The organism is Acidovorax sp. GW458-11-26-14-TSB4, assembly GCF_059423865.1.
This window is the reverse complement of the sequence record NZ_JBWKYR010000025.1, coordinates 55,827-69,832: the sequence shown is the minus strand read 5'-3', so window position 1 is coordinate 69,832 and position 14,006 is coordinate 55,827. Positions and strand designations below refer to the sequence as shown.

At 67.5% G+C, this 14,006-nt stretch carries 10 protein-coding genes and 1 pseudogene; 4 read left to right on the top strand and 7 right to left on the bottom strand.

What is annotated here, in order from left to right; all coding sequences use genetic code 11:
* Positions 1-120 precede the first annotated feature (120 nt).
* Complete coding sequence (locus AC07X5_RS28785) at positions 121-1,254, bottom strand: sterol desaturase family protein (RefSeq protein WP_409956785.1); 1,134 nt, start codon at positions 1,252-1,254, stop codon at positions 121-123.
* Between the two features lie 124 nt (positions 1,255-1,378).
* Here AC07X5_RS28785 and AC07X5_RS28780 point away from each other — a divergent pair, with 124 nt between their 5' ends.
* Positions 1,379-1,882, top strand: a complete 504-nt coding sequence (locus AC07X5_RS28780; protein ID WP_409956783.1) for an acyl-CoA thioesterase — start codon at positions 1,379-1,381, stop codon at positions 1,880-1,882.
* A gap of 117 nt (positions 1,883-1,999) precedes the next feature.
* Positions 2,000-2,368 (top strand): nuclear transport factor 2 family protein, encoded by a 369-nt coding sequence (locus AC07X5_RS28775; protein WP_494772912.1) that lies wholly within the window; start codon positions 2,000-2,002, stop codon positions 2,366-2,368.
* A 12-nt stretch (positions 2,369-2,380) separates the two neighbouring features.
* Here AC07X5_RS28775 and AC07X5_RS28770 read toward each other — a convergent pair whose 3' ends face one another.
* From AC07X5_RS28770 to AC07X5_RS28745, 6 genes and pseudogenes are all read right to left on the bottom strand, one after another.
* The gene (locus AC07X5_RS28770) at positions 2,381-3,067 is read right to left on the bottom strand and encodes a type IV pili methyl-accepting chemotaxis transducer N-terminal domain-containing protein (RefSeq protein WP_494772911.1); all 687 of its coding nucleotides are present in this window, start codon (positions 3,065-3,067) and stop codon (positions 2,381-2,383) included.
* A gap of 178 nt (positions 3,068-3,245) precedes the next feature.
* Positions 3,246-4,070, bottom strand: a complete 825-nt coding sequence (gene cobA, locus AC07X5_RS28765) for a uroporphyrinogen-III C-methyltransferase (protein WP_494772910.1) — start codon at positions 4,068-4,070, stop codon at positions 3,246-3,248.
* Positions 4,067-5,002, bottom strand: coding sequence for a DNA-binding protein YbiB (gene ybiB / locus AC07X5_RS28760; protein WP_494772909.1), 936 nt, complete (start codon positions 5,000-5,002; stop codon positions 4,067-4,069). The genes cobA and ybiB overlap by 4 nt, the downstream gene beginning before the upstream one ends.
* Before the next feature lie 64 nt (positions 5,003-5,066).
* Positions 5,067-7,916 carry a nitrate reductase gene (locus AC07X5_RS28755; protein WP_494772908.1) on the bottom strand — a complete coding sequence of 950 codons (2,850 nt, stop codon included), beginning with the start codon at positions 7,914-7,916 and terminating at the stop codon, positions 5,067-5,069.
* Positions 7,917-8,674: 758 nt separating this feature from the next.
* A complete protein-coding gene (locus AC07X5_RS28750) occupies positions 8,675-9,532 on the bottom strand; it encodes a type IV pili methyl-accepting chemotaxis transducer N-terminal domain-containing protein (RefSeq protein ID WP_494772907.1) in 858 nt (285 codons plus the stop codon).
* Between the two features lie 56 nt (positions 9,533-9,588).
* Positions 9,589-10,803: pseudogene (locus tag AC07X5_RS28745) on the bottom strand (NAD(P)/FAD-dependent oxidoreductase); the annotation flags it as partial.
* A gap of 372 nt (positions 10,804-11,175) precedes the next feature.
* On the opposite strand from AC07X5_RS28745, the gene AC07X5_RS28740 reads away from it, so the two are divergent.
* Together AC07X5_RS28740 and AC07X5_RS28735 are read left to right on the top strand one after the other, a co-directional pair.
* A complete protein-coding gene (locus AC07X5_RS28740; RefSeq protein ID WP_494772906.1) occupies positions 11,176-11,373 on the top strand; it encodes a hypothetical protein in 198 nt (65 codons plus the stop codon).
* Positions 11,374-12,097: 724 nt separating this feature from the next.
* Positions 12,098-13,747 carry a methyl-accepting chemotaxis protein gene (locus AC07X5_RS28735; protein ID WP_494772905.1) on the top strand — a complete coding sequence of 550 codons (1,650 nt, stop codon included), beginning with the start codon at positions 12,098-12,100 and terminating at the stop codon, positions 13,745-13,747.
* The last annotated feature ends 259 nt before the right edge of the window (positions 13,748-14,006 follow it).

Here is a 14,006-nt window from a genome sequence, read left to right as displayed (position 1 = left end):
CGCTAACCCGCGCCAGTTCTAGCGATGCCCAATTTTTCCCGGTGGTTCGGGTGTGCCATTTCGATCACCTCCCCATTTGCGCCTCATTTGTAAGCCGGGAGGCACCCGGCGGAGGTGCGCTCAGCCCTTCCAGGTGAACGGAAACTTGAACTGCTTGATGAAGCCGTTGGGCACGTAGTCGCCCAGCACGCCGTACTTCTCGGGCCAGAGCTTGGTGCTCTTCACGGCGGTGCCGAACAGGTAGTCCAGGAAGGCGAAATGCGCCGCATAGTTCTTGTCCAGCGCCTCCTGGTCCTGGCTGTGGTGCCAGTGGTGGAAGTTGGGCGTGACCAGCACATAGCGCAGCGGCCCCAGGCGCACGCTCACGTTGGCATGGTTGAACACGGCCTGGAAGCCGACGACCACGATGTAGGCGTCGATCACCTCCTTGGAAAAGCCCAGCACGTAGATGGGGGCCAGCACCAGGGTGCGGGTGATCAGCAGTTCCAGGATGTGCTGGCGCGAGCCGGCCATCCAGTCCATGCTCTTCACGCTGTGGTGCACGGCATGCAGGCGCCACAGCACGGGCACCTCGTGGTAGGCGCGGTGCGTCCAGTACTGCACCAGGTCGGCCACCAGGATGATGAGGAACAGCGCCACCCAGAAGTTCAGCCCCTGGACCCAGCCGCGCACGCCGTCGCTGGCTGCCCAGCCAAAGAACTTGTGCACCACCAGGTTGGTGGCCAGCAGCACGAAGCCCACCACCATGTGGTTCACGATGAAGTGGTGGAAGTCGGTCTGCCACTCCTCGCGGAAGATGGGCTGGTCCTTGCGCAGCGCGAACAGCTTCTCGACGAAGATGAAGATCAGCGAACTGCCCAGCAGGTCCAGGATGAACCAGTCCAGGCCGATGTAGGGCGTGTTGTCGGGGAAGTTCGGGTCCACCTCCACCTTGTGCCCGCCCAGGATGGCGGCCAGCGCCACGGTGGCGAAGGCGAAGGTGGCCAGCCAGCGCGAGCGGTTGAAGATGATGTTGACCAGCGAGATGCCGCCTGCGATGGCCATGGCCGCCAGCATGATGTAGCGGATCACGGCCACGTCGTAGCTCTTGCGCAGCTGCGGCGTGGTCAGGTACTCGGGGAAGTGGAAGGCCAGTACCCCCAGAAAGCACAGGATGGCCAGCGTGAGCGCAATCACCCCCGAGACCAGCCCGCGCCCGGTGCGCAGCGCACCATGGCTTTCGGTGAATTCGTTGAGCTTGTCGATTTCGAGCATGTTCTACCCCTCTGCGCCCGGGTCGTGGCGTATTGCCCGGGCTTGTGTTGGCTTTGTGTGACGCGAGTGTAGCGGGGCCTTGTGCATCCTTGTGTAACCGCCATCGCACGTAAAATCGGGGTCCATGAACATCCCCTCGCACCAGCTGAGCATGACCGTGCTCATGTCGCCCGACATGGCCAACTTTTCCGGCAACGTCCACGGCGGCGCCATCCTCAAGCTGCTCGACCAGGTGGCCTACTCGTGCGCCAGCCGCTACTCGGCCTGCTACGTGGTCACGCTGAGCGTGGACCAGGTGATGTTCCTGCAGCCCATCCACGTAGGCGAGCTGGTGACCTTCCTGGCCAGCGTCAACTACACCGGCTCCTCGTCGATGGAGATCGGCATCAAGGTGGTGGCCGAGGACATCCGCTCCCAGGTGGTGCGGCATGTGAACAGTTGCTTCTTCACCATGGTGGCGGTGGACGAGGCGCGCAAGCCCGTGCAGGTGCCTGCGCTGTCTCCTTCCACCGCCGACGAGCGCCGCCGCTGGGATGCCGCCGTGATGCGCAAGACCCTGCGCAAGGAATTGGCCGCTCGCTTTGAGCAGGCGCGCAGTGCGCCCGTGCCGGCCCCTGTGGCCGCCTGAGCCCCCATCCGGCGAACGGGCCGAGAACATGTGCTAACAGGCCCCTGCGCGCGCAGGGGTAGCCTTGTATCTTTGGGGGCGCCCACGCGTTCCTGCCCGATGGGGAGACAAGCCACCATGAACGATGCCACAGCGCTGGTGCGCGCCAGCTACGAGGCCTACGTCCGCAAGGACCGCGAGGCCATCGAGGCGCTGCTCGACGACGACTTCCATTTCTCCAGCCCGCTCGACAACCGCATCGACCGCGCCACCTACTTCGCGCGCTGCTGGCCCAACAGCGAGGCCATCAGCGGCTTCCAGTTCATTCACCTGGTCCAGCAGGGCCACATCGTTTTCGTCACCTACGAGGGCACGCGCGAGGGCGGCGGGCGCTTTCGCAACACCGAGGTGGTGACCACCCGCAACGGCCGCATCACCGAGGTGGAGGTCTACTTCGGCTGGTCGATCCCGCATCCGGCACCAGAGGGTGGCTTCACCAACATCTGAACGTGGCGCGCTTCAGCGGTTGCGCCCTGCCAGCGACACGGCCTGCAGCGACAGTCCATCGATCTCGTTGGTGATGCCCGAGAGCACATTGGCCACCACCGCGAACTCGCGGCCATGCTGGCCCGCGCGCGCGGCCATCACCTGGGCATTGAAGCTCACTACCTTGGCCTCGCGCGCCACGGTCTGGATGGAGGCGACGATGCCCGCCAACTCCTTCATCAGCGTCTCGGATTTGGCCTTGCCTATCTGGTCGAAGGCAGTGGTGGCCGTGTTCAGTGCTTCGAGCGCGCCATCGGTGATCTCCACCAGCCGCGCCAGGGCTTCTTCCATGCGGGGGCTCTGCCGTTCGGCCAGCTCCAGGGTGCGATCCACCTGCTCCATGAAGGCCTCGATGGTCGGGCCCACACCGGTGGCGCCGTGGTAGGTCGTGCGGATGCGCTCGCCCATGGCCGCATCGAGGTGGCGCGGCGTGTCCACCAGCCGCGCATGGCTGTCGCTGAACAGCGCCAGCGAGCTGCGTGCCGCCTTCAGGTGCAGGCCGCTGCCGCGCGTGGCCAGCACGGTCTGCAGCACCATGCGCTGCGACAGCATGCGCTGGCGTGCCGCCAGGTTGACCAGGGACATGTCGCCATCGCGCGATGCGGTGGTGGTGGGAACGGGCAGGTTGCTGCGGGCAGCGGAAAGAGGGTAGGCGGCCATGGTGTGATCCTGTGTGGTTGCCATCGGGTTGTCGCTGTTCAACAAGCAATACCCGGGCCAGTGAAGGCCTGCTTCTTGCCCCGGGAGCGTGCGCGCAGGCCCTGGTGTACAGGCGCACAAACGCCTTGCGAAGGACTCGCAAGGGTCTGCTGAAATAGGGTTGGAAGAGGGGGGGCGCTCAGGCGGCGCGCAAACCCACCGGCTGCTGCGGCAGGGCCGCTACTGCGATGCCCTGCACCACGTCGCCGACCACGATCACGGAAGGGCTGGCCAGCCCCTCGCGCGCGATGGTGGCGTGCATCTCGCCGAGGGTGGTCACGGCATGGCGCTGCTGCGGCAGGCTGGCGTGCTGGATGATGGCCACGGGCGTGGCCGCCGGCAGGCCGGTAAGCAGTTCCTGGCCGATGGTGGCCGAACCGCTCACGCCCATGTAGATCACCAGCGTGAGCTTGGCGTCGCGCGCCGTGGCGGCCAGCTGGCGCCAGTCGGTGCCCGCATCACCCGGCTTGGCATGGCCGGTGACGAAGACCACGCCGTGGGCATGCTCGCGGTGCGTGAGCGGTGCGCCCAGCGAGGTCAGGCCTGCCAGGCCCGCGGTGATGCCGTTGATCACCGTGACCGGCACGCCCGCCGCGCGCAGGTGCTCCACCTCTTCGCCGCCGCGGCCGAAGATGAAGGGGTCGCCACCCTTGAGGCGCACCACGTTCTCGCCTTCGTTCACGGCCATCAGCATCAGCTTTTCGATGAAAGCCTGCGGCGTGCTCTTGCAGCCGCCGCGCTTGCCCACGTGCACGATGCGCGCCGTGGGCGCAGCGTAGGCCACGATGGCATCGCTCACCAGGTCGTCCACCAGCAGCACGGTGGCAGCCTGGATGGCCTTGAGCGCCTTGAGCGTGAGCAGCTCCGGATCGCCCGGCCCCGCGCCCACCAGGGTGCAGGAGCCACCGGTGCCCAGGTGCGGGCGCGGGGTGGTCGTCGGGGAGGGATGCGTGGGGCGGTTCATGGCTGTGTCTCCGGCAGGGCGGGTGTGGCTGTTTGAGCGGTGACGTGCAAGATATGTTCCACCTGGCGCGTCAGCGCAGGGGGCACGGGCAGCTCGCCCGAGAGCACGCGGCGGGTGTAGTCGGCGGTGGTGGCCACGTCGATCTCGGTGGGCAGGCCGGGCACCTCGCCCGCGGTGCCGGGCTCCTGCTCCTGCAGCACATGGTGCACCCCGCCGATGAAGGCGTCGTAACGGGGTGTGCGGCGCGGATCGGCCGCCACCTCGCCCTCGAGCCCGCGCGAGAGCAGGGCGTTCATGCCCATGGCGCTGAAGGTGTTTTGCAGCATCTCGAAGTACTCGGGGTGCGTATAGCTCGTGACCACCACGGCCGGACCGGCGCAGGGATTCATGAGCTTGACGGCACTGTGCCCGGCATTGCGCAGGCCCACGGCCTCGCGCACGGCCAGAAGGCGGGCCAGGCCCGTGTGCAGCAATGGGGTGGTGATGTGGGCCACCTCGCCAGCCGCCACCTGGCGCGGCGCGGTGAGCGCTGGCACGTCCAGGGCTTCCAGCACGTCGGAGGCCAGGATGCGCCGTGCCTCGGTGCGCATGCCGTGCAGCAGCACGGGCTGGCCCGCGCGCGCCAGCAGCAGGGCCAGCAGCGGGGTCAGAACGGGCAGCTTGCGCGCGCCGTTGTAGCTGGGCAGTACGACCAGCGGGCGCTCGCTGGCCGGCAGCAGGGCCATGCGGGCGTGCGTGGCATCGAGGAAGCCGCACATCTCCTCTGCCGTCTCGCCCTTGATGCGCATGGCCAGGCAGAAGGCACCGATCTCCAGGTCGGTCACCGTGCCGTCCAGCACCTGGCCGAACAGGTCCGTGGCCTGCTCGCGCGTGAGCGGCTTGGCACCGCGGGGGCCGCGGCCGATTTCCTTGATGTACTGGCTGATGCCCATGGTGGTGGCGGATGGCTCTTTGGAGTGGGGCTGGGTATTTTCTCGCAACCCAGCGAACTTTTGGTTATATGGCGGCTATGGCGATGGTGGTTGCAGACTTGGTGGCCAGGGGGCCTGTGGCGCGCACCATGCGCTTGAGCTCGGGCAGGCACGAGCCGCAGTTGGTGCCGCAGCGCAGCGCGCCCTGCAACTGGGCCAGGCACTCGTCGTCGGTGCCGTGGCACTGCGCCAGCTGGCCGGTAATGGCCGCGTCGGTGACGTTGAAGCAGGTGCACACGGTCTTGCCGCGCGACTGCACCGCCACCGGCGCCTTGGCGCTGGGCACCAGCAGCAGGCGGCCGTAGGTCTGTGCGGGCAGTTCTTCCTGCAGCAGGGTCTTGATCCAGCCCTGGGCACTGGTGTCGCCCGCGAGCACGATGGCTTCCAGCGTGCTGGCACCATCGCCACGCCGGGCCAGGCGGGCCGCGCGGCGCTGGCCGCGTTTTCTGTCGGCGTAGCGCACGGTGTCGCTGCCGGCCAGGCCCAGCAGGGCCTCGATGCGCTCGATGGTGGCATCGGGCGGCGCCTCGTGCGCAGCGGCGCGCAGCAGCACGCCGCTGCGCTCGCGGTCCGGCTCCGATAGCGGGGTGTTGTTGCTGAAGGGCACGCAGCTGGCGAACGGAAATTCCTCCATCAGCGCCGCCAGGGCCTCGCGCACGGCCAGGGCCTGGTCGCCGGGCAGCCAGGCCAGGGCCAGCAGCGTCCAGGGCATCTCGGCCTTGAGGATCTTCACGGCCGCGTGCTTGAGCTCGGGCTGCTTGGACGTGGGGCAGTAGGCGGATGTGGTCAGCGCATTCACGCCCGAGAGCCGCTCGCCCGTGGACGACTGGCCGCTGAGGTATTCGCTGCCCCAGTGCATGGCCATGAAGGCCTGCGACCGGCCGATGGTGCCATCGGCCTGCACAGGCACCACGATGGAGCCGCGCTTGCTGGTGACATGCACCAGGTCGCCTGTGCGCAACTGGCGCTGCTCCATGTCGTCCGGGTGCATCTGCACCGAGGGCTCGGCCACATGGCCGAACAGCCGGCCCAGCGTGCCGGTGCGGCTCATGCCATGCCACTGGTCGCGCAGGCGGCCGGTGGTCAGGCTGAAAGGGTAGCGCGACTCGCGCGGCTCGGCCACGGGCTGCCAGGCATGGGCGGCAAAGCGCGCACGCCTGTCGGGCGTGGGGTAGATGCCGTCTTCGTACAGGCGCACCTTGCCGCTGGCCGTGCCTTCGGGCAGCGGCCACTGCTGCGGGCCGTCGGCTTCGAGCAGCGGCCAGGACAGGCCGGTGATGTCCAGGTCGCGGCCGCGCGTGGTTTCGCGGTGCTCGTTCCACACCGCCTCGGCCCCGGCATCGGCGTCGCTGGTGGTGTAGGGAAACAGACTGGGCGCGCCGGGGCGCAGCCGCGCCTCCAGCTGGTGCGCAAACTGCACCGCAATGGCCCAGTCGTGGCGCGTCTGTCCAGGCGCCGGCACCGCAGTGCGCACGCGCGAGATGCGACGTTCGCTGTTGGTCACGGTGCCGGTCTTCTCGCCCCAGGTGGTGGCGGGCAGCAGCAGGTCGGCGTACTGCGCGGTGGCGGTGGTGGCAAAGGCCTCCTGCAGCACCACGAACTCGGCGCGCTCGAGTGCGCGGCGCACGGTGGCCTGGTCGGGCATGCTCTGCGCGGGGTTGGTGCAGGCGATCCACAGCGCGCGGATCTCGCCGTCGGCGGCGGCCTGGAACAACTCCACCGCCGTCTTGCCGGGGCGCGCCGGTACGTCGGCAATGCCCCACAGCGCAGCCACTTCGGCGCGGTGCGCGGGGTTGGCCAGGTCGCGGTGCGCGCTCAGCAGGTTGGCCAGGCCACCCACCTCGCGCCCGCCCATGGCATTGGGCTGGCCGGTCAGCGAGAACGGGCCCGCGCCCGGCTTGCCGATCTGCGCCGTGGCCAGGTGCAGGTTGATCAGCGCGGCATTCTTGGCCGTGCCGCTGCTGCTCTGGTTCAGGCCCTGGCAGTACAGGCTGAGCGTGGCCCTGGAGGTGGCGAACCATTGCGCCGCCGTGGCCAGGTCGGCCTCGGGGATGCCGCACACGGCGCTCACGCGCTCGGGCGTGCAGTCGGCCACCAGTGCTTTCAGCGCATCGAAGCCGGTGGTGTGCGCGCCGATGTAGGCGGCATCCACCCAGCCCTCGCGCAGCATGAGGTGCAGCATGCCGTTGAACAGCATCACGTCGCTGCCCGGCTGGATCGGCAGGAACAGGTCGGCCATGCCCGCGGTGTCGGTGCGGCGCGGGTCGGCGACGATGATCTTCATGCCCGGGTTGGCCGCGCGCGCATCCTCGATGCGCCGGAACAGGATGGGGTGCGCCCAGGCCGCATTGCTGCCCACGAAGAACAGGCACTGCGCATGCTTCACGTCGTCGTAGCAGGCGGGCGGCGCATCGGCCCCCAGCGTGGCCTTGTAGCCGGCCACGGCGCTGCTCATGCACAGGCGCGAGTTGGTGTCGATGTTGTTGGTGCCGATCAGGCCCTTGGCCAGCTTGTTGAAGACGTAGTAGTCCTCGGTCAGGAGCTGGCCGCTGACGTAGAAGCCGACTGAGTCAGGGCCGTGCTGTTCGATGGTGTCGGCGAATTTTTGCGCCGCCATGTCCAGTGCGGCATCCCAGGTGACGGGCAGGGCCTGTGCGCCACGCTGGGCACGGTGCAGGGGGTGGAGGAGGCGGGTCTGCAGGGTGACGGGGCTCGCTGCAGTCAGGTGCAGGGTGGAGCCTTTGGTGCACAGGCGGCCGAAGTTGGCGGGGTGGGTGGGGTCGCCGCGTACGCCTGTGATTTGCGCGCCTTGGGATTCGATGATCACGCCGCAGCCTACGCCGCAGTAGGGGCAGGTGGATTTGGTTTCTGTCATTTTCGTTTCGTGGTTGCGGCGTGCTTGTTCTTGGGGCGGGGGGCCGGGATGTGCGCCCGGCGGCGCAGTAACTTTCTTTTGCTTCGCCAAAAGAAAGTCACCAAAGAAAAGGCGACCCCCAGTCTGCGTCCCCCTTCGCCCGATGGGCGAAGGGGGCAACCTGCGATGCTCGGACCTGGGGTGGTGCCGCAGAACTCGCTGCGTTCTTCGAACTCCGCTCAAACAGCTGCGGCAAGCTAGACCACGAAGCGTGTGTGTCCTTCGGCACACACGCCCACCCCAGCTCCTGCGCTTCTCGGCGCAGCCAGCAGGGGTGGGGATCGGGTTCAAAGACGGCTGCTGCTTCGCAGCTGCGCCGGGTGTTGGTCACGCGCTTCGCGCTGCCGACAGGCCGAAGCGCAGCGAGGCAAATCGGGCCGAGCGAAGCAATGGCCCGTGTGGGGCCCCCAATCCCTTCTGGACGTGCCGAGAAGCGCAGGGCCTGGGGTGAGCGCGTGCCGCAGGACACGCGCCTCGTTGTCTGACTTGCCGCAGCTGTTTGAGCGGAGTTCGAAGAACGCAGCGAGTTCTGCGGCACACCCCAGGACCGAGCATCGCAGGCTGCCCCCTCGCCACCGGCGAGGGGGACACGGCCAGCAGGGTCGCCTTTCTTTTGGGTACTTTTCTTTGGCGAAGCAAAGAACAAGTACCTCGGCCGCCGGGCCGAGACCCGGCCTCCGCCCTTGGCACAAGAAATGAAGCAACCACAGACCACGATATCACCCAGCCAGAGCAGCATAAAGACCAGTCACCCGATCCATGCTCGACAACAAATTCTCACTCGCCACAAACACATCCGACACCTGCCGCCCGGTATTCCCGACAGCCCCGCCGGATTGCATGCGCTTCAAAGCCGCATCAAAGAACACCCACTGCCCATCCGCCAGCAGCAACTCCTGCCGAATCCGCTCATTGGCCTCAGGAGCCTTGCGCAACACCTCCGTCGCCGCGATGAACTCCGTGCGCGCCTTGGCAATCTCCGCCGTGGCAACAGCCGCATCCACCGGCAACTGCGCCGCCAGATAGAACTTGGCCATGCGCTGGCTCAGCATGCGCTGGCGGCCGGCCACGTTGACCAGGTGCCCCACGGGCTTGCCCGAGGCCGACTCGTACTGCACCGTGCCCTGGTGCGCCAGGGCCAGCACCTTGGCGTCGGCCTGCAGCATCGCCGTCGCCCCGGCCAGCGCCGGTGTGCCGGTGAGCAGCGTGGCCTTGTGCGCAGCCCAGGCGCCGTCGAGCTGGCCATAGGTGTCGCGGATGCCGGGGTTGGGTGCGTAGGTTTTCAGTTCTGCCAGCTGGCGCTCGAACAGCGCCACCGACTGCTCCAGCACCTGGCGCGCGGCGGGCTCCTGCACCTTGTGCGCCAGGGCCAGCCAGGCCTTGCCCATGCGCTGGCTCAGCATGCGCTGGCGCCCGGCCTTGTTGATGGCGTCGTTGAGGTTGGCCACCTGGGCCCGGGCCGGCCGCGAGACCAGGGCCAGCGTGCCGGCCACGGTGGCGGCTCCTGCTGCGGCACCGGCCTTGAGCAGCAAGGCCCTGCGGTGCAGGGCGGGCGATGGGGAGATCGTGGTGGTCATGGGGGTGTCCTTTCGGGTCGTCATGGCTGCAATGGGGTTCATTCGGTGGCGGCAGGGCCGAACATCAGCTGGCCGCGGATCTCATCCACCGTGCGGCCCTCGCGCAGCAGCTCGAAGTACCAGCTGCCGTCCACGGTGTCGCCGTACAGGCAGGCGCCCACGAGCTTGTCGTCCTTGATCACCAGCTTCTTGTACGAGCCGGCCACCGGGTCGCTCAGCACGATCTCCTCGGTGCCTTCGCCGCCCTGGAAGTCGCCGGCGCTGAACAGGTCGATGCCGGTCACCTTGAGCTTGGTCGACGTGAGCGAGCCCTGGTAGCGGTCGATGCCCAGCTCCGCCAGGTGGTTGGCCAGCACCTTGCCCTGCTCGAACAGCGGTGCCACCAGGCCGTAGGCGATGCCCCGGTGCGCGGCGCACTCGCCCACGGCGTAGATGCGTGCGTCGGTGATGGTCTGCAGCGTGTCGCTGACCACGATGCCCCGGTTCACGTGCAGGCGCATCTTCTCGGCCAGTGCCGTATTGGGGCGTATGCCCACGGCCATCACCACCAGGTCGGCGGGCACTTCGCTGCCGTCCTTGAACTTCACGGCGCTCACACGGCCCTCGGGGCCGCCGACCAGCTCTGCGGTCTGGGCGTTGAGCAGAAACTGCATGCCGCGCTCCTGCAGCGCCTGCTGCAGCATGCGGCCCGCCACCGCGTCGAGCTGGCGCTCCATGAGCGTGTTGCCCACATGCACCACGCTCACCTGCATGCCGCGCTTGACCAGGCCGTTGGCCACCTCCAGCCCCAGCAGGCCGCCGCCGATCACCACCGCATGGCGGTAGGTGGCCGCGGCGGCGATCATGGCCTCGGTGTCGGCAATATCGCGGTAGGCGAGCACGCCGTCGAGGTCCTTGCCCGGCACGGGCAGGATGAAGGGGTTGGAGCCCGTGGCCAGGATCAGGCGGTCGTACTCGGTGCTGACGGTCTCGCCGGTCGCGCTGGTGGCATGCACGATGCGGCGCACACGGTCCACCTCGGTCACGGTGAAGCCGGTGTGCAGGGTGATGTGGTGGTCTTCGTACCAGGACCAGTCGTTGAGGATGATCTCGTCGATGGTCTGCTCACCCGCGAGCACGGGCGACAGCAGGATGCGGTTGTAGTTGGGGTGCGGCTCTGCGCCGAACACCGTGATGTCGTAGAGGTCCGGGGCGATCTTGAGCAGCTCTTCCAGCGTGCGCACACCGGCCATGCCATTGCCCACCATCACCAGCCTGGACTTCCTTGCCATCGCAACCCCCAACGCACATCGGAAAGACAAAAACAAAAAAGGCGTCCGCACGATGCTGCTTCGAGGAAAAACGCTCGAAACCGCATGTGGGGACGCCTTCGTCCTTACAGCACCCGGGCGCGCCATTGCGCCGTGGGTCTGCGTGGCCCGCTCGGGCCGTACTGGGAATTAGCAATACCTATGCCAAGCAGGCCGCCCTGCTGCGGGGCATGGGGTTTCACCGGTGCTCCTGTGCAATGCCCCTGGCTGGTGCCGCATCCACCATGTTGCACTGCACCGTGGTGGGGCGATGGTGGCCGGCTTGCCTTGACGGGGTGCGTGGGCTAACGTCGCTGCACCAGCTGGGGCATGAAAGGTGCTTGCCGGTGGTGCATGGGCTGTGAACTCGATTTCGGCTGTGTCTCCGAAGCCGGACGCGAGAACGGCAACGAGAACTTCGCGGCGCGGGTGGAGCGGCGCGGGCGCGAACCCGCGCGCGGCGCCATCGCCGCCATTGCCGACGGCGTGGGCGCAGCTGGCAATGGGCCCGAGGCGGCGCAGACCACGGTGCGCACGCTCCTGTCCGACTAGGGCCTGTTAACCCTAATTTCGGGCAACCCGAAGGGAAGGCCCTTGCCGGCGCGCCACTGGTCGTTGCGTTCCTTGCCTGTGCAAGGGCACACGCGGCGTCGCGCGCCTAGATTGGCACACCGGCAAGGGCCTTCGCGACCCCGAAATTAGTGTTAACAGGCCCTGGAGGAAGTCCCGGAATTGGAGCCTGGAGGTCTGTCTCGTGTGGAATGGGCGGCATCCGGCGGCTGCGGTGCTGCTGTCAGGTGCCGTGGCCGCGGGGGCAGGCTGGGCGACGGGCAAAACAAAAAGGCGCCCACACGGATGCACGCCGGCCTTGCAGCCAACGCTTCTCCATGGGGACGCCTGCTTCCTGTGTCGCTTCGTCTGGTGCGTCCTTGCACCGGCCAACACAAACGGCCTGCTTCAGCCGTGCACCAGATCGAGCAAGGCGTATGCCAATGGTGGTGCATCTTTCGGAAAGGGCCCTCTCGCCGCCAGTCGAAGGGCCTTGTTGATTCTGGTGCTATGGATTTTGATGCGCTTCCGGGCGGATGCGGTGCATCGTGGTGTGGGGGCACGGTGGTGCGCCCGCCGGCCGGCCAGGCGTGCACCACGCGCGGGATGGTCCAGGTGGCGAAAAGTTGTTTGCATGGCCGGGGCAATGCCCATAGGATGTTTTTACCGCCAGGGCTCTGCCAGCCCTGCCGTGCGGAGACGAGATGCCATCCTTGGAGGGAATCCAATGCGAGTGAATCTGCCGGTCAGTACCCAAGAGTACATTTTTCCCAAAGGCGAAACCCTGGTCTCCACGACCGACCTCAAGGGCCGCATCCTGTATTGCAACCCGATGTTCATCGAGGTCAGCGGCTACGAGAAAGAGGAACTCCTGGGCCAGCCCCACAACATGATCCGCCACCCGGAGATGCCCGAGGAGGCCTTCCGCGACATGTGGGAGACCATCGGCAACGGCCACCCGTGGTCGGCCGCGGTCAAGAACCGGCGCAAGGACGGCAGCTTCTACTGGGTGATGGCCAACGTCACGCCGCTGATGCAGGGCGACCACCCCACGGGCTACATGTCGGTGCGCACCGAGGCCACGCGCGAGCAGATCCAGGCCGCCGACCGGCTCTACGCCACCATGCGTGCCGAGAAGGAGCGCGGCAGCCTGGTGCACGTGCTGCGCAACGGGCGCGTGGTGAAGAACACGCCCTGGGGGGCGCTGGCAGCCCGCTTCAAGCTCGGGCCCCTGGGTAAGATGTGCATGTGCCTGCTGGTCCTGGTGCTCGCGGCCTGGGGTGCGGCGGACCTGGGCGGGCATGATTTCACGTTCGGCTCGGGCCTGGCCTGGGCCGGCGTGCTGGCCCTGGCCATCGGCATGGCCTGGTACCTGCACAGTGCCACGGTGGCGCCGCTGTTCCAGATGCTGGGCTGGGCCAACCGCATGGCGGCGGGCGACCTCACGCAGAAGATCGAGGTCTCGCGCGACGACACCGTGGGCAACCTGCAGAAGGCGCTGTCGCAGCTCAACGTGAACCTGCTGTCCATCGTGCGCGATGCGCGCCAGGAGAGCGAGCGCATGCAGGTCTCCACGCGCGAGATCGCCCAGGGCAACCAGGATCTGTCCTCGCGCACCGAGACCCAGGCCAGCAACCTGCAGCAGACGGCGGCCTCGATGGAAGAGATCACCGGCACCGTCAAGCACACGGCCGAATCGGCACGCCAGGCCACGGTGCTGGCCACGCAGGCGACCTCGGTGGCCGAGCGCAGCAACGAAGCCGTCGATGGCGTGGCCGAGACCATGAAGCAGATCCAGACTGCCTCGGGCCGCATCGGCGAGATCACCCAGCTCATCGACAGCATCGCATTCCAGACCAACATCCTGGCGCTCAATGCGGCCGTGGAGGCCGCGCGTGCGGGCGACCAGGGGCGCGGCTTCGCGGTGGTGGCCTCCGAGGTGCGCAGCCTCTCGCACCGCACGCTGTCGGCCGCCAAGGAGATCCGCCAGCTCATCGATGACTCGGCCACCAAGGTGGAAGAGGGCCACCACAAGACCGACATGGCGCAAAAGACCATGAGCGAATCGCTCGAACTGGTGCGCCGCGTGAACACCCTGATCGGCGAGATCCACAACGCCTCCAACGAGCAGCTCACGGGCATCTCGCAGGTCAATGCCGCGGTGGCGCAGCTCGACACCATCACGCAGCAGAACGCCGCGCTGGTGGAGGAAAACGCCGCTTCGGCCATGGAGCTGCAGGGCCAGGCCCAGTCCGTCACCGAGACCGTGGCCGTGTTCCGCCTCGACGCGTCGGCGCCCGCGCAGGCCCAGGACGCGGTGGCCTTGCGCAAGGCCATGAAATCTTCGTCTTCGCAAAGGGCGCTCGCCTCGGCTTGAGCCGTTTGATGCGGATCGTTGCGGTGCTGGCTGCGCCAACCCGGGCCCTTGCAGGGCCAGTCGGCGCATGGTGATCGTGAGAATGTAGGCCAATGCAGCCAGCAGCAGGCGAAGCTGATGGCGCCCAGCGTCGGTCCGCATGGACCCGACCTTGCAAAGGCGCTCGCCGGAGCGCCCCGAAATGCGCCCATCAGCCCCGAAAGGCATGGCTGGCGGCTGAGAGGCTGAGAGTCTTTCGTCCATGCCCACCTTGCAAGCC